This is a genomic window from Zoogloea sp. JDB1 (assembly GCF_056724025.1).
In genome coordinates this window covers 516,305-535,927 of sequence record NZ_CM161496.1, presented here as the reverse complement: position 1 = coordinate 535,927, position 19,623 = coordinate 516,305, and the positions used below count along the sequence as shown (strand labels likewise).

Annotated in this window: 10 protein-coding genes and 2 CRISPR repeat arrays; of the genes, 7 read left to right on the top strand and 3 right to left on the bottom strand. The window is 60.4% G+C overall.

The genetic code is table 11. From position 1 onward, the window contains the following. The first annotated feature begins 23 nt into the window (after positions 1–23). From queF to AC1PPK_RS02415, 5 genes are all read left to right on the top strand, one after another. Complete coding sequence (gene queF / locus AC1PPK_RS02435; RefSeq protein ID WP_481116261.1) at positions 24–869, top strand: NADPH-dependent 7-cyano-7-deazaguanine reductase QueF; 846 nt, start codon at positions 24–26, stop codon at positions 867–869. After that, positions 866–1,918, top strand: coding sequence for a UDP-N-acetylmuramate dehydrogenase (murB, locus tag AC1PPK_RS02430; protein WP_481116260.1), 1,053 nt, complete (start codon positions 866–868; stop codon positions 1,916–1,918). The genes queF and murB overlap by 4 nt, the downstream gene beginning before the upstream one ends. A gap of 81 nt (positions 1,919–1,999) precedes the next feature. Beyond that, positions 2,000–2,566, top strand: coding sequence for a hypothetical protein (locus AC1PPK_RS02425; RefSeq protein WP_481116259.1), 567 nt, complete (start codon positions 2,000–2,002; stop codon positions 2,564–2,566). A gap of 88 nt (positions 2,567–2,654) precedes the next feature. Further along, a complete protein-coding gene (locus AC1PPK_RS02420; RefSeq protein WP_481116258.1) occupies positions 2,655–3,014 on the top strand; it encodes a cupin domain-containing protein in 360 nt (119 codons plus the stop codon). Between the two features lie 30 nt (positions 3,015–3,044). Continuing rightward, positions 3,045–3,527 carry a hypothetical protein gene (locus AC1PPK_RS02415; protein ID WP_481116257.1) on the top strand — a complete coding sequence of 161 codons (483 nt, stop codon included), beginning with the start codon at positions 3,045–3,047 and terminating at the stop codon, positions 3,525–3,527. A 28-nt stretch (positions 3,528–3,555) separates the two neighbouring features. Here the strand turns inward: AC1PPK_RS02415 and AC1PPK_RS02410 are convergent, their stop codons facing one another. Then, positions 3,556–4,365 (bottom strand): alpha/beta hydrolase, encoded by an 810-nt coding sequence (locus tag AC1PPK_RS02410; protein ID WP_481116256.1) that lies wholly within the window; start codon positions 4,363–4,365, stop codon positions 3,556–3,558. A 264-nt stretch (positions 4,366–4,629) separates the two neighbouring features. Between AC1PPK_RS02410 and AC1PPK_RS02405 the strand changes: the two genes are divergently transcribed. Both AC1PPK_RS02405 and AC1PPK_RS02400 read left to right on the top strand, forming a co-directional pair. Then, positions 4,630–5,499: a PhnD/SsuA/transferrin family substrate-binding protein gene (locus tag AC1PPK_RS02405; RefSeq protein WP_481116255.1), complete on the top strand. Its 870-nt coding sequence runs from the start codon at positions 4,630–4,632 to the stop codon at positions 5,497–5,499. Next, positions 5,496–7,913 (top strand): EAL domain-containing protein, encoded by a 2,418-nt coding sequence (locus AC1PPK_RS02400; protein WP_481116254.1) that lies wholly within the window; start codon positions 5,496–5,498, stop codon positions 7,911–7,913. Before AC1PPK_RS02405 ends, AC1PPK_RS02400 begins: the two co-directional genes overlap by 4 nt. On the opposite strand, the gene AC1PPK_RS02395 is transcribed toward AC1PPK_RS02400, so the two are convergent. Next, positions 7,874–8,419 (bottom strand): hypothetical protein, encoded by a 546-nt coding sequence (locus AC1PPK_RS02395; protein WP_481116253.1) that lies wholly within the window; start codon positions 8,417–8,419, stop codon positions 7,874–7,876. The two genes, AC1PPK_RS02400 and AC1PPK_RS02395, sit on opposite strands and share 40 nt — an antisense overlap. An 878-nt stretch (positions 8,420–9,297) precedes the next feature. Further along, positions 9,298–11,504: direct repeats of the CRISPR family, unit length 37 nt; unit sequence GTTTCAATCCACGTCCGTTATTGCTAACGGACGAATC. Positions 11,505–11,544: 40 nt separating this feature from the next. Next, positions 11,545–12,669: an ISAs1 family transposase gene (locus AC1PPK_RS02390; RefSeq protein WP_481113589.1), complete on the bottom strand. Its 1,125-nt coding sequence runs from the start codon at positions 12,667–12,669 to the stop codon at positions 11,545–11,547. Between the two features lie 141 nt (positions 12,670–12,810). Further along, a CRISPR array of direct repeats spans positions 12,811–19,533; the repeat unit is 37 nt; unit sequence GTTTCAATCCACGTCCGTTATTGCTAACGGACGAATC. Between the last annotated feature and the right edge of the window lie 90 nt (positions 19,534–19,623).

The following is a 19,623-nucleotide window of genomic DNA, read 5'->3' as shown; positions in this document are numbered from 1 at the left end:
GCCTGAGCCAGTACAATACGAGAATGTCTACGAAACACCCCGCCCATCCCGACGCGTCGCCCCTCGGCAAGCCGGTGGCCTACGCCGAGCACTACGCGCCGGAACTGCTCTTCCCCATCGCCCGCCAGGGCAAGCGTGACGAGATCGGCCTGGCCGACGGCGCGCTGCCCTTCGTCGGCGAAGACTTGTGGAACGCCTACGAGCTGTCCTGGCTCGACCCCCGCGGCAAGCCGGTGGTGGCGCTGGCCAGCTTCCGCGTGCCGGCCGATTCGCCGAATATTGTCGAGTCCAAGTCCTTCAAGCTGTACCTGAACTCCTTCAACCAGACCCGTGTGGACAGCGTTGCCGACCTCGGCAAGACCCTGGCCCGCGATCTGTCGGACGCCGTCGGCGCGCAGGTGACAGTGCAGGTCGAGCCCCTCAGTACCCGCCCGGAACGGGCCATTGGCTATCCCGACGGCGTGCTGCTCGACACCCTCGACATCGATATCGACCGCTACACGCCCGATCCGTCCCTGCTGAAGGCCGACCACGGCGCGCCGGAGGTCGGCGAGACCCTGTATTCCCACCTGCTCAAGTCCAATTGCCTGGTCACCGGCCAGCCCGACTGGGCGATGGTGGTGGTGCGCTACTACGGCGCCCCGATCGACCGGGAGGCGCTGCTGCGCTACATCGTGTCCTTCCGCCAGCACAACGAGTTCCACGAGCAGTGCGTCGAGCGGATCTTCGTGGACATCCTGCGCGAGTGCCGGCCGTCCAAGCTGTCCGTGTGGGCGCGCTACACCCGCCGCGGCGGGCTGGACATCAATCCCTACCGCCGCACGCCGGGTCTGCTGGCGCCGGCGCCCGTCGCCGAGGTCCGCCAATGAGCCACGTCACCAACGCCCTCGACCTGCTGCGCCAGGACGTTTCCCTCGATACGCTGAACACCTTGCGCCTGCCGGCCCGCGCGGCCTGGTTCGCTGCTGTGGACCACGTCGATGCGCTGCGCGCGGTGCTCGACGATCCGCGCATCGCCGGCCTGCCGAAACTGGTCATTGGGGGCGGCTCCAATCTGGTGCTGACCGGCGATTTCCCCGGCCTCGTGCTGCATGTGGCCTTCCACGGCCGCAGCCGTGTGCAGGAGGACGCTGACGCCTTCTACATCCGTGCCGGTGGCGGCGAGAACTGGCACGATTTCGTGCGGTGGACGCTGGAGATGGGCTGGCCGGGCCTCGAGAACCTGTCGCTGATCCCCGGCACCGTCGGTGCCGCGCCGGTGCAGAACATCGGTGCCTACGGCCTCGAGATGGCCGAGCACTTCTACAGCCTGCGCGCCTACGACCTGGAAACCGGCAAAACGGTGGGCTTCGACAAGCGCGACTGCGCTTTCGGTTACCGCGACAGCTTCTTCAAGCAGGCCGGCAAGGGTCGCTATCTGATCGCCGCCGTCACCTTCCGCCTGCCCAAGGCCTGGAAGGCCGTCACTGGCTATGCCGACGTGGCGAAGGAGCTCGACGCCCAGGGCATCAGCTCGCCAACTCCGCTGCAAGTGTCGGACGCGGTCATCGCGATCCGCCGCCACAAGCTGCCCGACCCGGCCGAGATCGGCAACGCCGGCAGCTTCTTCAAGAATCCGGTGGTCGACGCCGAAACCTACGCGCGCCTGGCGGAGCGGCATCCCGGCCTGCCCCATTACCCGCAGGCCGATGGCCGCGTGAAGCTCGCAGCCGGCTGGCTCATCGACCAGGCCGGCTGGAAGGGGCGCCGCCTCGGCCCGGTGGGCTGCTACGAGAAGCAGGCGCTGGTGCTGGTGAATCACGGAGGGGCCACCGGTGCCGACGTGGTTGCCATCAGCAACGCGGTGCGGGCCGATGTGCTGGCCCGTTTCGGAGTGAATCTGGAGCCGGAGCCGGTCTTTGCCGGCGCTTCGGCGTAGCATCCCCGCCCTGCCTGTCCTAAAGCTTTTCGGCGCCGTGCCGAATATTCGCCATTAATTAACCGGTCTCCGGAGAATGTCATGACTGCACCAGAAGAACGCCGCGGCACCAGCGCCCATGCCCCCGACCTGGATTGGAGCCAGGTCCGAGAGACGGTGCTGCTGCTCGAACTGGCCGTCGGGCAGATCGAGTCGGCGATGAAGGAAGGCAACAGCTCGGTGGAGGTGCTGACCGACTCCTTCACGTCGATGGCCGGCTACATGCGCATGATGGGTTCCGCCCTCGAGCAACTGCCGGACACGCCGGCCACCGCCCAACTGAAGGAATCCCTCATCGGCCATGCCGGCGAGGTGGCGGGGCGCGTCCAGAAGTCCATCATGGCCTTCCAGTTCTACGACAAGCTCAGCCAGCGCCTGGCCCACGTTTCCCACAGCCTGGAGGCCCTGTCCAGTCTCGTCACCGACCAGCGCAAGCTCTACAACCCCTTCGAGTGGGTTGCGCTGCAGGAGAAGATCCGCGCCAAGTATTCCACCCGCGAAGAGGTGGAGATGTTCAACGCGGTGATGCAGGGCGTGCCGGTGAAGGAAGCCCTGAGCCACTACAAGGCCGAAATGAAGGACAAGGGCGACGACGTCGAACTGTTCTGAACACCCGTAGGGGTGAATCCATGCGCCATCGGATTTCCCCTTGACCCGCCAGCGGGCGAATGAACCCGCCTGCACATGAGAATCTCCCGTGCCGTCCGTGATCCATTTTGCCGACCCGGCACCCGCCGCGGTCGAAGACCATCCCGCCGCCGAGCGTGCAATCGGCATGCCGCCGCGGCGCCTGACCGCCGAGCGCTATGTTGCCGACAACGGCGCGTTGTCCATCGGCGACTGGAGCTGCGAGCCGGGCGCCTGGCGGATCGCCTTCCATCCCGGGCGCCACGAGTTCTTCCAGGTGATCAGCGGTCGCCTGCGCATCGTCGATGCCAAAGGTGTGGCGCGGGAGTTCGGCCCCGGCGATGCCGGCATCATCCCTGCTGGCTTTACCGGCACCTTCGAGGTGCTGGAGCGGGTCAGCAAGCGCTACGTGATGCTCGACCGCGCCTGAGGGCGGCCCGGCGCAGGCTAAAATGCGCCGATGACACACGATGCTGACGATTTGCCTGAGGTGGTCCGGGAGGACCGCCTGTGGTGCGACAACGGATGGACCGCCAAGGTCATCAAGAACGAGGACGACGACGGCTGGGCCGTGGCGATGATCAAGCATGGCGAGGCCGAGCCGGCGCTGGTCGGGCCGTGGACCATGGGCCGCGACAAGAAGAACCCCAAGCCCCTCGACGCCACCGCCTTCAACACCCTGGTCAAGACCGCCTCCGAGGTGCTGCGCCGCCATGAGCAGCATCTGCACGCGCTGCTGCACAAGCGCATGACGGTGAGCACCGGGGACGGACCGGTGGAGGTGACCCTCGACATCGTGCCCGACGACTACGAACCCTATGCCACGCTGGCCGCCCACGACGCCTTCGGCGAAGTGATCGCCGAAGTGCGCGTGGAGGCCGGCTTCAAGCTCAACCGGGCCAGTGCGGCGGCCTGGGTCGAGGGCGGTTTCCTCCGTCCGTAGATTCCTGCGCGGAGTCCGCCGGCCGGGTTCAAGCCTGTGCCGACGGAATCGTGTCCAGCCAGTCGCCGAGCGCCGCAGCGGCCTGCGGCCACTGGGGGTCGAGCATCAGCATGTGGCCGGCGCCGTCGATGACCACCTGGCGGGCTTTCCACTGCAGTGCGGTGAAGAACAGCATTGATGCCGGAAACACCGCGTCCTCCCGCCCGCCCATCACCAGCGCCGGAATATCCGGCCGGCGCCCCGCCGGCGTGAAGGGCAGCGCGACCATCTCGGCAATCGCCTGTTCCGATTCGGGTTGGATCATCGGCATGTACTGCAGCACGTCCTGGCGTGGCATGTCGGGCGAGAAATACACCTCCGCCATGATGCGCAGCGTGTGCTCCGTCGGCCGGCCGGCCACCACGTTGGGCAGCTCGCGGAAGAAATCCGGCTGCTGCAGGGCCAGCCGTCCGGCCGAGCCGCCGGTGCCGGTGGGTGGCACCGGCGCCAGTAGCGCCACCCCGGCCGCCGGGCCGTGGGCCAGGTAGCGCTGCACCACCAGGGTGCCCATCGAGTGGCCGATCAGAACCGGCGTGGCGGGCAGGCTTTCCACCGCCTGGGCCAGGTCGTCGGCGAAGTCGGCCAGACTGAACTCGTCCAGCCGCTCGCGCCCTTCGCTGCCACCGTGGCCGGACAGGTCCAGCGCGTAGGCGTCATAACCACGCTGGTTGAAATACGGAATGAAATTGTGTTCCCAGCACAGGGCGTTGGTATACCCGCCGTGCACGAACAGCAGCGGCGGACGGGTCGTGGTGTGCGTTGCGGGATGGTGGTGGATTTTCAGACGACGTGGGTACATGGGGATGAATGGTCCGGATGGCATCGAAAAGTCGGTAGCCGGCAGGTAAATCGTGCCGGTCGTGGATTCCTGCATGGGGGGTGGCAGGCCGAATCGGTAAGCTGCGCGCCATGACGGATGCCGCGCGGTTGCACTGCAGCAATTGCCGTTACGGCAATCAAGTTGCAAGCGGCCCGGCCGATAGGCCTTGCATGTCTGTTTTTCGGACGCAGCGGTCCTGCGACCCCTCGAGTGAGTCCCATTGTACGAATGGAGTGTGGCGAGATGACAGCGCAATGCAGTGGGGTATGTGCGAAGGTCTGGCGTACGTGGCTACTGCTGGTCTTCATGATGCTGGCCGTCCCGGCGCTGGCCGTCGACGGGACGGCCCTGCGTTTCGGCATCCTGCCCTTCAACAGCACGCTGGCGTTGATGAAGACCCACCAGCCCCTGCGCCAGTTCCTGCAGACGCGCCTCGGGCGGCCGGTTGAAATCTTCACCGCACCGGACTATCAGAGCTTCCTGCGCGAACAGCTGGACGGCCACTACGACCTGATGATCACCCCGCCGCATTTCGGTCTGATGGCGCTCGACAAGGGTTATGTGCCGCTGTACCACTACAAGGCCCGTATGGAGCCGATCATGGTGGTGCGCAAGGACGATGCGGCCGCCGACGCGAAGGGTTTGCGTGGACGGCGTATCGCGATCGCCAACCGCATCGCCTTTGCCTCCATCGCCGGCCTCAAGTGGCTGGGCGAGAAGGGCATGCGCCCGGACAAGGACTTCGTGCTGCAGGAGCGTCCCACCCATGGCGCGGCGATCGCCGCGGTGGCGGTCGGCGATGCGGATGGCGCGATCACGACGACGACGCTGCTCGGCCAGGTGCCGGAGGACGTGCGCCAGCGCCTGCGTTACTTCTCGTCGGAGATCCGGCTGCCCCATGTGCTGTTCATGGCCCACAAGCGGCTGGGGCCGGCCGAGCTGCAGCGCCTCAAGGACGCGCTGCGCGCCTTCGAGAGCGCGCCGGAGGGCCAGGCCTTCTTCCGGGAGACTTCCTACATCGGTTTCGAAGACCTGGATGCCGGCGAACTGGCGGTCTATAAGCCCTACCTGGCCACCTTGCGACAGCTCATGGAGCAGAGCCGTCCGCAATGATCCGCGTGCCTTTCTTCCGCTCCCTGCGCAGCAAGCTGTTGCTGGCCAGCCTGCTGATCGAGGCGACGATGCTGGCGCTGTTGGTCGGCAACGGCGTGCGCCTGATCGAGACCCAGCTGGAACACCAGCTCGAAGTGCGCATCCAGGCCATCGAGCTGGCCTACAAAACGGCGGTTGCGGTGCCGCTGGCAGCACGCGACTACGCCACGCTGCGCGACATCCTCGACGGCTGGCAGGTCTCCGCCGACGTCAGCTACCTGGCCGTCACGGACCCCCGCGGTCAGGTGCTGGCCGCTTCAGGCTGGGATGGCACCGGTGGCTTGCCGGAGGCGTCGCATGACTTCAATGGCAGCGGCGTTTATCACGTGGTCTTCGACGTAGAGCTGCAAGGGCAGGTCTATGGAGCAGTGCATTACGGTCTGTCCACGTCCTACATCGAGGCAGCCAAGGCGGCGCTATTCCGTCAGGGCAGTCTGATCGCGCTGGTCGAACTGAGCCTGAGCTTTCTGCTGCTGCTTGCCACCGGTTACTGGCTGACCCGCCATCTGGTCAATCTGGCCGAGGCCAGCGCACGCGTGGCGGATGGGGATTTCAGTGTCAGGCTCGATTACCGCACCCGCGACGAGGTGGGCCTGCTGGCCCACAGCTTCAATGCGATGACCGATGCGGTGCGCCAACGCATCGCCGAGCTGAGCGACAGCGAGCAGCGTTTCCGCGCCATTGCCGACCACACCTATGCATGGGAGAACTGGTTTGGGCCTGATGGCCGGCTGCGCTGGGTGAACCCGGCGGTGGAGCGCCTGACCGGCTACACGCCGCCGGAATGTCTGGCGCTGGAGAATTTCCCGCTGCCGCTGGTGCTGCCGGACGACCGAGAGTTGGTGCACAACCAGCACCAGTGGGCGCTCGCCGGCCAGACCGGGCAGGACCTGGAGTTCCGTGTGCAGCGCAAGGATGGCCAGGTGATCTGGGTGGCCATGTCCTGGCAGCCGATCCATGCCGACGACGGCAGCAGCCTGGGCTACCGCTCCAGCCTGCGCGACATCACGGTGCAGCACTTCGTCACCGAGGAATTGGCCTTCCACGCTTCCCACGATCCTTTGACCGGGCTTTACAACCGGCGCGCCTTCGAGAACCAGCTGACCCGCTCGCTGGAAGAGGCGGCGCACAGCCGCGAAAAGGTGATCCTGGTCTACATCGACCTGGACCAGTTCAAGGCCGTCAACGACGCCTGCGGCCATTCGGCCGGCGACAGCCTGCTGCAGAACCTGGCCCAGGCGATGCAGACCCGCTTCTCCTTCGGCTACCTGGCCCGCCTGGGCGGCGACGAGTTCGGCCTGATCATGCGCGACGTGAGCCTCGACGAAGCGGTGCGTCGCGCCCAGCTGATCATCGATGACATCCGCGCAATACCCTTCACGTGGGAAGGCAAGGTCTTCCGCATCGGCGCCAGTGTCGGCATCGTCGAATCCTCACCCAGCCTCGCCACCATCACCGATCTGCTGATCGCCGCCGATACCGCCTGCTACGCGGCCAAGGAGCGCGGCCGCAACCGGGTGCAGGTCTTCGTGCCGACCGACGACTACTTCCGTGCTCGGCAAGCGGAGTTCATGTCCTTGCCGCAGATCTCGGCGGCGCTGGAGCAGGGCCGCTTTGCGCTGTATCACCAGCGTTACCGTTCCCTGCGGCCGGGGCACCGGGACCACCTGGAGATCCTCGTCCGCATGGTCGGTGAGGATGGCCGGATCATCGCACCGGCTTATTTCATCCCGGCCGCCGAGCGCTACAACCTGATGCCATTCGTGGACCGTTGGGTCATCGAGAACACCTGCCGCGCCATTGCCGGCTGGGTGGCGGCTGGCGCCACTGCGCTGCCGCGGGTGGCGATCAACCTCTCCGGTGCGACGCTGGCTGACGAGGAGCTGCCGGATTTCATCCGTGATACCTTCGCGCGCCATGCGATCGACCCGGCCTGCATCAGCTTCGAAATCACCGAGAGCTGCGCCATCGCACGCGTCGAGCGGGCCTTCGAGTTCATCGACTTCGCCCACAGCTTGGGCTGCGCGCTGGCCCTGGACGACTTCGGCAGTGGCCTGTCGTCCTTCGGCTACCTCAAGCAGTTCAAGGTCGATTACCTGAAGATCGACGGCATGTTCGTCAAGCACGCGGACAGCGACGCCGCCGACCACGCGGTGGTCGAATCGATGGTGCGGGTCGCCCAGGTGCATGGCCTCGCCACCATCGCCGAATTCGTCGGCAGCGAGGCGGTCCTTGATGTAGTGCAGAGCCTGGGCGTGGATTACGCCCAGGGCTTCGCCGTGCATGTGCCGTCGCCGCTGCCGGAAACCGTGCCGGTGTTCGACGCGGTGGCGCTTCAGGCCGAAGGTGTCTCGATCTCGGCCGCGTCGGCATAGACCGCTCGTACCTGCGCTGCCGCCAGCAGGTAGGCCGTCGCCAGCAGGCTGGTGGCCAGCGGCGGCAGCATGCCCAGCATGAAGTCCGGCGCCGGCACGGCCGCCAGCACGGCCACCCGGCCGGCGACGAACAGGTAGAGCGCATTCACCAGCGGCCCCGACACCCACAGCGCGATCAGCGCACGCCACACGATCGAGCGTCGGCGCCCGGTCAGCACGCCGACACCGCCGTATACGCTGAGCACCAGCGCCGCCGCGGTCAGGAAGATCGTGAAGGTGTAGTAGAGATCCCAGTACGGATTGGCCACGATGGCCGGATGCTGGTTGGCGATCACCTGCAGATAGCCGACCGCTGCCATTCGGTAGAGCGGATTGACGGCCAGCAGCACCAGCGCAATCAGCGCCAGCCCGCCGCGCAGGCCGTAGGCGGCGCCGATGCGGCGATAGGCAAAGAACAAGAGCCCGGCAAGACCCAGGGCGAGGGCGATACTGAGGAGCGGATTCACGAGCAACTCCGGCGAGCCAGTCAGAGGGAGCGGCAGGTATAACGCAAAAAGCTTGCATCGGGGCCTGTCGTGTTGGACTGCCGGCGTTCAGCGGGCGCGACGAGGTCGCGCCGGCCATCCGGCTCATCGGCTTGTGCGCGGGCTTGCCCGGCCGCCAGATGGAGGTTCTCCTCAGTCTTGACGCCACGCTCTTCCCCGCCGCCGCATGACTCGCGACCCCTGCCGAGGTAGTCGCGACCATCCCGGAGATACTCGCGACCCTCGCCGGGGTGGTCCGTCCTGTAGCGGAAGCTCTCGCTTGAGTATGGACGATAGGACAGGGCTGTCTCAGGGCTGCTCGGCACCCTCTCCCGGACAGGCGGCCCCTATCCCGGCGACTCTCGCGAGTATCTCCGGGCTCGTCGCGAGGAGCTCCCGGACAGGGTGGGTGTCTCGGCGGGATTGGGACGGTCTGTCCCGGAGGTACTCGCGAGGGACTCGCGGATGGGGCAGGACACTTGCCGGGCTCCTCGCGAGGAACTTCCGGATAGTCGGGACGGGGTTCGCGCTTGCCGGATCGGCTACCGGGGGTGTCCGGTGGGGCGGACTGCCTGTGCGGAGCGCTTCGGCGGGGGGCGGGCGGATGAGCGTGGGTGGCGGCAGGGTGCGCCGGACGGCCGGCTGGCGGAGGGGCGATCAGGCTTCCGGCCCGGCGCCGCTGCGCGGCTTGCGGGAGAGGCGGGTCTGCATGGACGCCTTGAGGGCGTCGGGAGCGTAAGCCGTCGTAGGCGGCGCTCATGCTGTCGCTCCGAGGACCAATTCGGTGTCGTCGTCCCGGTCGATCAGGGTGCGCAGACGTAGCAGGCGGGGCGCAGGGCCCTTCCTTGGTAGCCCATCAGGTCTCAATCCACGTCCGTTATTGCTAACGGACGAATCCTTGAGCGGATCGATCCACGGCATGGCCTGGGCGATGTTTCAATCCACGTCCGTTATTGCTAACGGACGAATCCCCTGGCGCCTCCATCATTGCCAGCTGCACGTCTTCGTTTCAATCCACGTCCGTTATTGCTAACGGACGAATCGCGCGAGATCTTCGGCCTCGCCCAGGTCGAACTCGTTTCAATCCACGTCCGTTATTGCTAACGGACGAATCTCCGAGGCGCTCAACCAGGTGAGCGTGCTGCTCGCCGTTTCAATCCACGTCCGTTATTGCTAACGGACGAATCGGGTAGCCGGACCCGAGAGCATTTAGGCAAAAATGTTTCAATCCACGTCCGTTATTGCTAACGGACGAATCAATGGCGGCAGCGCTGTAGCGGGCGTTGAGTTGCTGTTTCAATCCACGTCCGTTATTGCTAACGGACGAATCACCGCCCATCATGACAGCCGCACCAGCTACCGACATGTTTCAATCCACGTCCGTTATTGCTAACGGACGAATCGTTCGGTGACGCCGACCATGTTGATCTGCTGCAGGTTTCAATCCACGTCCGTTATTGCTAACGGACGAATCGCGCCGCTGCTGTAGCCGGCAGCCTTGCGCCGCTCGGTTTCAATCCACGTCCGTTATTGCTAACGGACGAATCAAGTGCTGCCTGTCGTGACCTGGCTCGTCGTCGCAGTTTCAATCCACGTCCGTTATTGCTAACGGACGAATCGCCCTCGGCGATGAGCTGCAGGCGATCGGATCCGTTTTAATCCACGTCCGTTATTGCTAACGGACGAATCTTTCTTGAGTCCAAGCCCTGCAGACGACTCATAGTTTCAATCCACGTCCGTTATTGCTAACGGACGAATCCTCTTTAATCTTTTCAAAAGTCTTTACAGTATCTTCAATAGTTTCAATCCACGTCCGTTATTGCTAACGGACGAATCACCGGCAGCGGTGCCATGTACCTGGCCATTGCCGGTTTCAATCCACGTCCGTTATTGCTAACGGACGAATCCGGGCGTGAAGTCCTGGACGTTGCCGACCTTGGAGTTTCAATCCACGTCCGTTATTGCTAACGGACGAATCGGTGATGCGGACGCTGGGTATGGCTGGGTGACGGCGAAGTTTCAATCCACGTCCGTTATTGCTAACGGACGAATCGTTTGCGGCCGTGATCCGCCGTCACTCGTCCCATGTTTCAATCCACGTCCGTTATTGCTAACGGACGAATCCTTCGACTGCCGCTTGCGACGCCAGCTTCGGAAGATGTTTCAATCCACGTCCGTTATTGCTAACGGACGAATCATGGTCACGCCGACGCTGTATCCACGCTTGCGCTTCGGTTTCAATCCACGTCCGTTATTGCTAACGGACGAATCACTCCGGGCGCGGGTGCTGCGCCTGGAGCTTGCAGGGTTTCAATCCACGTCCGTTATTGCTAACGGACGAATCCTCGCTATCCACGTCGGGACGATGTGCATCGATGACGTTTCAATCCATGTCCGTTATTGCTAACGGACGAATCGGCATTGATAACTGCTGATCCTGACTGATAAGAGGTTTCAATCCACGTCCGTTATTGCTAACGGACGAATCACTATCCCAAGTGGAACAGATCCTGTTTATACATCTAGTTTCAATCCACGTCCGTTATTGCTAACGGACGAATCCGCCGCGTTCTCAAGTGCGGGCAGAAGATCCTCGAGTTTCAATCCACGTCCGTTATTGCTAACGGACGAATCGCTACCTGACACGGGCTGCCAAAGGCATTGATGTGTTTCAATCCACGTCCGTTATTGCTAACGGACGAATCAAGGCTTCTGCCGGTGGCGGGCGTCGTTGCATGAGTTTCAATCCACGTCCGTTATTGCTAACGGACGAATCACTGCTGGCTGTGCTCAAAATGGCAGCGCATCGCAAGTTTCAATCCACGTCCGTTATTGCTAACGGACGAATCGAATGGGCCGTAGTTTGTGCCACCGCCCTCTGCGTGTTTCAATCCACGTCCGTTATTGCTAACGGACGAATCCCTGGCGCAGATCGTCGAGGCGAGCATTCAGCGTCAGTTTCAATCCACGTCCGTTATTGCTAACGGACGAATCGGACGACGCGACCGTCATCCGCCTGCAGATCATCGAGTTTCAATCCACGTCCGTTATTGCTAACGGACGAATCCGCAACGCATGGTGGGGGGCAGGGCAATCGCACCTTAACGTCATACCCCCAGCAGCTGGGCGCGAAACGCATCGACAGTGGCTGCGAGCATGCGCTTGGACTTGATGCTGGCCTTGCGCGTCGTATCGAGTCGCAGCAGGTTCATGACGATGTGGCGGACGATGGCCAGGTTGTTGGCGGCGTAGCCGCTGCGTACGCGTGACTGATCCTCGTTGAACTGCACATCCAAACACCAGTGAAGCCGATTCTCCACCTCCCAGTGACTGCGCACGGCCCGTGCAATGCGCTCGGCATCGGCGGGCAGACTGCTGATGTAGAAGAGGCGCTCGGTGCTGGTGTGGCCACCGACCGTGCGCTCGCGTTCGAGCACCGCAAAGCTGGCCAGATCCTGCCAGGCGTCGCTCTGGTAGAGCCGGCCGACGCCCTCATAAGCCCGGCATCGGCGTACTTCGATGCGCCCGTGATCCTGGGTCGTGGTTTCGTGTGTGGAATGGGGCCTTAGGGGGGCTCGGGGATCGAGGCCGGCGAACAGGATCGAATCGTACAGATTCGGATGGTTCTCCTTCACGCACAGCACGTAGTGGGCGCCCCGTTCGCGAATCGTGCGCGCGATCTTTGTCTGCGTTCCCATCGCATCGATCGTCACCACGCAGCCCTCGAGTGCCAGCCTGGCGAGCAGTTCCGGAATGGCGGTGATCTCGTTGGACTTCTCGTCGGTGGCCATCTGGCCCAATACAACGCCCATGCCGGCGGCGAACGCGCTGACCAGATGCAGCGGAGCGGCCTCGGCTTTCGTCTTGCTGCCCGTGCGCCGGCTGGTCTTGCCGTCGATGGCGACAACCGTCTCTTCGGCCAATGCGGGCACCACCATGCCGACCCAGCGTCGGAAGGCGGATTCGAACTCGTCGGGGGCAATCATGCCGAACACGCGCCCCATCGTGTCGTGAGACGGGATGCCGTGCTCAAGCGCGATGAACCCGCGCAACCAGTCGAGCTTGGCTTCGGCCCACAACTCGATGTCGACGAAGTCGTCCACGCCCGAGAGCACCGCACAGACCGCCACCGTCAGCAATTCGGCCAGGTCATGGCGGGTATGGCGCGCACTGCGCGGGTCGGAGATCGAGACGAATACCTGCGTCAGCGGCATGACGTTTCCCATTTTCATCGGATGCCCAAAAAGGCAGGAAACTACACAATTTGGGCCGCGGTGAACAGTCACGTCACGAATTTGTTGCGTTTTAAGAGGGGCGTTTCACTATGCAAAGTAGGTGCGATTGCCCTGTGGTGGGGGGGCCACCGCTGTTGGTGTTTCAATCCACGTCCGTTATTGCTAACGGACGAATCGGCCGGCGTCGGACTGGATGGTTTCGGTCAGCACCTGTTTCAATCCACGTCCGTTATTGCTAACGGACGAATCGCCGGCCAGCCGAGCTTCAGCCACATCCCATGGCGGTTTCAATCCACGTCCGTTATTGCTAACGGACGAATCCGACCGGTGTCGATCACCTGATCGACCGCAGCCAGTTTCAATCCACGTCCGTTATTGCTAACGGACGAATCTTTCTCGAATGTTTACGAACTCACCCTCCAGACCCGGTTTCAATCCACGTCCGTTATTGCTAACGGACGAATCCATTGGCTGCCGCCTGGAGGCGGTCATTGACCATCGAGTTTCAATCCACGTCCGTTATTGCTAACGGACGAATCACACGCGCCACGCCATCTCCTCGGCCCAAGCCCGAGTTTCAATCCACGTCCGTTATTGCTAACGGACGAATCGTTGATCAAGGCCTTCGCGGCCTCGATCTCCTCGGTGTTTCAATCCACGTCCGTTATTGCTAACGGACGAATCCATAGGTCGTGGTGCCGGCTGTGTTCTTCACGCTGTTTCAATCCACGTCCGTTATTGCTAACGGACGAATCCATTGCCGGGGGAGCTGGCCGTGCCCTCAACCCGTTTCAATCCACGTCCGTTATTGCTAACGGACGAATCGCAGCCCCATGATCGCCGCGTCACGCACCCCAAGGTTTCAATCCACGTCCGTTATTGCTAACGGACGAATCCACCCAGCCGATGCGCTGACGAAGGCGCGCAAGCTGTTTCAATCCACGTCCGTTATTGCTAACGGACGAATCGGATTGCGACAGCGTATTTGTTCGACACATTGTCGTTTCAATCCACGTCCGTTATTGCTAACGGACGAATCGATGGCGGCCGCTTGCTCAAGCGCGGCGTTCAGGGTTTCAATCCACGTCCGTTATTGCTAACGGACGAATCGACAGTGCTCCAGATGGACAACCGGCCATATCAGGTTTCAATCCACGTCCGTTATTGCTAACGGACGAATCATCGAAAGTCCCGTTTCCGCCCATCGACTGATTACCGTTTCAATCCACGTCCGTTATTGCTAACGGACGAATCGCTTCCAGCGATGCTGTCCACGGCCGGGCCGTTTGTTTCAATCCACGTCCGTTATTGCTAACGGACGAATCCGGCGTTTCTGGTAAGCACGCGACCGCTTGAAACTGTTTCAATCCACGTCCGTTATTGCTAACGGACGAATCGATCGTTTCAATCTCGTCGGGCGTATAGACGCCCAGTTTCAATCCACGTCCGTTATTGCTAACGGACGAATCCATGAGCTGCTCGCCCTCGCCCTGGTACTCGTAATGGTTTCAATCCACGTCCGTTATTGCTAACGGACGAATCCTCTGTGGCGCGACAGTCATTGGGACGCCATCGAGCAGTTTCAATCCACGTCCGTTATTGCTAACGGACGAATCACCCCGCGGGCCTCCAGGTTGAGCAGGCTCGTGAGTTTCAATCCACGTCCGTTATTGCTAACGGACGAATCCTCGGTGAGTTGGGCAACATCGATGTCTGTGAGCTGTTTCAATCCACGTCCGTTATTGCTAACGGACGAATCGGCGATGTCGAGCAGGCGGCGCCGAAGAGCGCAGGTTTCAATCCACGTCCGTTATTGCTAACGGACGAATCCGTCGCCGCCGAAGAAGGGGCGCAGGCCAAGGGAGTTTCAATCCACGTCCGTTATTGCTAACGGACGAATCCCCGCATGGCTCCCGTTGAGGTAGTACTTGCGCCGGTTTCAATCCACGTCCGTTATTGCTAACGGACGAATCCTGGTGAGGCACCGCCCTAGGAGGGTTTGTTATGACGTTTCAATCCACGTCCGTTATTGCTAACGGACGAATCAAAGCCAAGCGTTTTGGCTACCGTGTAAAGACCAAAGTTTCAATCCACGTCCGTTATTGCTAACGGACGAATCGCTGGTGACGACATTGATGTGTCGTCCTTGACGCCGTTTCAATCCACGTCCGTTATTGCTAACGGACGAATCATCAGGAAGTGCACCATTTCGACAACAATCATCAGTTTCAATCCACGTCCGTTATTGCTAACGGACGAATCCCGCGCCCTCCGAATCAATCGGCTTTGCACGCTTGTTTCAATCCACGTCCGTTATTGCTAACGGACGAATCCATCAGGCTGGATCGTTCCGGCCTTCACCATCGCCGTTTCAATCCACGTCCGTTATTGCTAACGGACGAATCAATCGTCCATGAGTCCGACAACGGGCTGACGTTCGTTTCAATCCACGTCCGTTATTGCTAACGGACGAATCACAGGTCGCAGAGCAGGCCCGCGCGGCGCAGGCCGTTTCAATCCACGTCCGTTATTGCTAACGGACGAATCGGAGGCGCTCTACAAGTTCGCCACCGTGATGTCAGTTTCAATCCACGTCCGTTATTGCTAACGGACGAATCGGTCGAATGGTACGGGCACCGTCTGACTAGCGAGGTTTCAATCCACGTCCGTTATTGCTAACGGACGAATCCGCGGTAGTTGACCTGCTCGATGGTGGCGACGGCGTTTCAATCCACGTCCGTTATTGCTAACGGACGAATCCGCGCTGATTCTGCCCTACGCGAAAACGGCCATTGCGTTTCAATCCACGTCCGTTATTGCTAACGGACGAATCGCCTCGCCCAGCGTCTTGAAGCGATTGCCAACCTTGTTTCAATCCACGTCCGTTATTGCTAACGGACGAATCTAGAATTTCCCGTGTGGGCATAGTCGCGCCCAAAGTTTCAATCCACGTCCGTTATTGCTAACGGACGAATCCCAGGGAAGGAGTTATCTCCGGCGTGCCGGATAAACGTTTCAATCCACGTCCGTTATTGCTAACGGACGAATCATTCCTTGAATGGGTCGGAAGAGATGTGACCGACGTTTCAATCCACGTCCGTTATTGCTAACGGACGAATCGACCATCATCGACAACCCCAAGCGGGACCAGATCGTTTCAATCCACGTCCGTTATTGCTAACGGACGAATCGGTGTGACGCTGGAGATGTTGGCGCTGGCGTCGGCTTTGTTTCAATCCACGTCCGTTATTGCTAACGGACGAATCATGGAGAGCGCCGTCGCCTCGTTCCCGTAGACCTTGTTTCAATCCACGTCCGTTATTGCTAACGGACGAATCGCGCAGCCGGTCGATTTCGCAGCGCAGCGTGATGCCGGTTTCAATCCACGTCCGTTATTGCTAACGGACGAATCTTCAGCCAGCGCATTGCTGCCCTGGCGACGCAGGGTTTCAATCCACGTCCGTTATTGCTAACGGACGAATCCCACCAGCTGCAGCGCAGGTAGGGCTCTTCGGACGTTTCAATCCACGTCCGTTATTGCTAACGGACGAATCCGGCTCCATCTGGGCCCTCCGCAAGGCCGATGAAGGTTTCAATCCACGTCCGTTATTGCTAACGGACGAATCCATCAAGTGCCCACGTTGCGGGCACATCAATGATCTGTTTCAATCCACGTCCGTTATTGCTAACGGACGAATCGTGTGGGCGGTGCCGAGGGTGAGCGCACCCGCGTTGTTTCAATCCACGTCCGTTATTGCTAACGGACGAATCGCCAGCGTCCGCGCTGATCACCAGACCAAGGATATGTTTCAATCCACGTCCGTTATTGCTAACGGACGAATCCCGAGCACTGGCGCCACATCGGCGACGCCGAGCCGGTTTCAATCCACGTCCGTTATTGCTAACGGACGAATCCTGCGTTGCAGTAACGACGATGTAACGTTACACGATGTTTCAATCCACGTCCGTTATTGCTAACGGACGAATCTTGGGGGTGTGCTGTGAGCGCCACATCCCGAATCGTTTCAATCCACGTCCGTTATTGCTAACGGACGAATCAGCAGTCGGAGTGGTGGAAGACCGGTGGCGGAGTCGTTTCAATCCACGTCCGTTATTGCTAACGGACGAATCTCGACGCCTATGCCACGCAGCCGACCCTGGTGGTGGTTTCAATCCACGTCCGTTATTGCTAACGGACGAATCGGCCGGTGTAGCCGGCAACATCAGGTTGTTTCCAGTTTCAATCCACGTCCGTTATTGCTAACGGACGAATCCCCCATCGCCGAAATCCGCCACCACTTCAAGCCGCAGGTTTCAATCCACGTCCGTTATTGCTAACGGACGAATCGCGAAGACGCTCGAGGAGCTGCAGAAGATCGCAGCGGTTTCAATCCACGTCCGTTATTGCTAACGGACGAATCGGCTGGGTCTTCCTGGCGCCGATCTGTGGCTCGTTGTTTCAATCCACGTCCGTTATTGCTAACGGACGAATCCACGTTGCCCAGCGAGACCGTCTTGTTCGTCTCGGTGTTTCAATCCACGTCCGTTATTGCTAACGGACGAATCGGCATCACGCCCGGATTCGGTGCCATGAACCCGTGTTTCAATCCACGTCCGTTATTGCTAACGGACGAATCCCCGGTCCGAACTCTTTATCGCGGTCACATGGAGGTTTCAATCCACGTCCGTTATTGCTAACGGACGAATCGCTTGTGTTACCCATCAAAACACCTTATGAAATAAGGTTTCAATCCACGTCCGTTATTGCTAACGGACGAATCTCGACGATCAACTCGGTACCGCGCTCGCTGACATGTTTCAATCCACGTCCGTTATTGCTAACGGACGAATCCGGCAGGCCATTCGGGAAGCTGGCGTCAGTGATCGGGTTTCAATCCACGTCCGTTATTGCTAACGGACGAATCGCGCGACGCATTGGGATGATGGCCATGATCGGTGGGTTTCAATCCACGTCCGTTATTGCTAACGGACGAATCGTCGATACCTATGAGGACGATGTGCCGGCCGAGCTGTTTCAATCCACGTCCGTTATTGCTAACGGACGAATCGTTGGCTTTTCCAGCCCCGACAACGACAGGAACGAGTTTCAATCCACGTCCGTTATTGCTAACGGACGAATCCGTCCCGCATCAGGAGCCGCCCGTGCTCTACCGACGTTTCAATCCACGTCCGTTATTGCTAACGGACGAATCTCTCGTGAATTGATTGTAAGTGGCGCCTATAGGCTCGTTTCAATCCACGTCCGTTATTGCTAACGGACGAATCAGGGCTGCGGTTTCCATGGTGGTCAGTCCGGCGTGTTTCAATCCACGTCCGTTATTGCTAACGGACGAATCCATTGGCCAATGAGAACGCGAAGTGGGATTGAATGTTTCAATCCACGTCCGTTATTGCTAACGGACGAATCCGAACCCGACACCCCGGAAAGAGCGTGTAAAGGGTCGTTTCAATCCACGTCCGTTATTGCTAACGGACGAATCGACAGGCTAAGTTTTACTAGACACGCACACCCTTGTTTCAATCCACGTCCGTTATTGCTAACGGACGAATCGGCCGGCGGCCGCGTCGGGATCAATGGCCTCGGGTGGTTTCAATCCACGTCCGTTATTGCTAACGGACGAATCACCGTTTCCCAGCATATCGACGGACACACCGATGTCGTTTCAATCCACGTCCGTTATTGCTAACGGACGAATCCCTCGGCGGCCTGCGCTTCCTTAGCATCGAAGTCGTTTCAATCCACGTCCGTTATTGCTAACGGACGAATCCGCTGACCGGCGCCAAGTTCGACATCGTCGACAAGTTTCAATCCACGTCCGTTATTGCTAACGGACGAATCAGGGCGCCGCCCGGCACAGGCCGCGCGTCGTCCAGTTTCAATCCACGTCCGTTATTGCTAACGGACGAATCCCGCGCCGGAAGTACGGGAAGTACGGCACGATGGTGGTTTCAATCCACGTCCGTTATTGCTAACGGACGAATCGGCCTCGACGTTGTTGGTCGAGCCCTTGTGGTAGTTGTTTCAATCCACGTCCGTTATTGCTAACGGACGAATCAAAGCCCATTCAGCAGCTCGAAACCTTGAGCCAGGTTTCAATCCACGTCCGTTATTGCTAACGGACGAATCTCGGAAGCCAGGTAGAGTGCCACGCCAATAGCAAGTTTCAATCCACGTCCGTTATTGCTAACGGACGAATCAGCTAGCATTGGGATCGTTGCGCTCGATAGACCCGGTTTCAATCCACGTCCGTTATTGCTAACGGACGAATCTCGGCTGCCTGCAACTGCGCGGGGCGCAAGACGGTTTCAATCCACGTCCGTTATTGCTAACGGACGAATCGTTGTTGATCGCATGCCAAAGGATGCCTTCCGCAAGTTTCAATCCACGTCCGTTATTGCTAACGGACGAATCGGTGTTCGATGTGTCTTATGAGTCGGCTTTGCGGGTTTCAATCCACGTCCGTTATTGCTAACGGACGAATCGGCATGGATGCCGCGCCTGCCTAAGCCTTGGGATGTTTCAATCCACGTCCGTTATTGCTAACGGACGAATCCTGCTGTCCCGGTGGGTAGAGCGGTTCCGCGAAGAGTTTCAATCCACGTCCGTTATTGCTAACGGACGAATCGCGACATGAACGCGTTGGGCACTGACGACTGGATGTTTCAATCCACGTCCGTTATTGCTAACGGACGAATCAGAAGGCAAACCGGATGTGGGAGAAGCGCAGAGCTGTTTCAATCCACGTCCGTTATTGCTAACGGACGAATCCCCCGGCTGTGTAGGTCGTCGGCTGGTCCGGCGTGTTTCAATCCACGTCCGTTATTGCTAACGGACGAATCCCTTCGCGCGCAAAGGTCTGAGCCATCACGGGAAAAAGGTCGCTTTGCGCGAACCTGCGCGTAGGGTGCGATGGCTGGCGTTTCATGGAG

Bases quoted from the DNA above. Each gene is read 5' to 3' on its own strand.
- queF (WP_481116261.1), top strand. From the start codon at position 24: ATGTCTACGAAACACCCCGCCCATCCCGACGCGTCGCCCCTCGGCAAG.
- AC1PPK_RS02405 (WP_481116255.1), top strand. From the start codon at position 4,630: ATGACAGCGCAATGCAGTGGGGTATGTGCGAAGGTCTGGCGTACGTGG.
- murB (WP_481116260.1), top strand. From the start codon at position 866: ATGAGCCACGTCACCAACGCCCTCGACCTGCTGCGCCAGGACGTTTCC.
- AC1PPK_RS02415 (WP_481116257.1), top strand. From the start codon at position 3,045: ATGACACACGATGCTGACGATTTGCCTGAGGTGGTCCGGGAGGACCGC.
- AC1PPK_RS02390 (WP_481113589.1), bottom strand. From the start codon at position 12,669: ATGAAAATGGGAAACGTCATGCCGCTGACGCAGGTATTCGTCTCGATC.
- AC1PPK_RS02410 (WP_481116256.1), bottom strand. From the start codon at position 4,365: ATGTACCCACGTCGTCTGAAAATCCACCACCATCCCGCAACGCACACC.
- AC1PPK_RS02400 (WP_481116254.1), top strand. From the start codon at position 5,496: ATGATCCGCGTGCCTTTCTTCCGCTCCCTGCGCAGCAAGCTGTTGCTG.
- AC1PPK_RS02425 (WP_481116259.1), top strand. From the start codon at position 2,000: ATGACTGCACCAGAAGAACGCCGCGGCACCAGCGCCCATGCCCCCGAC.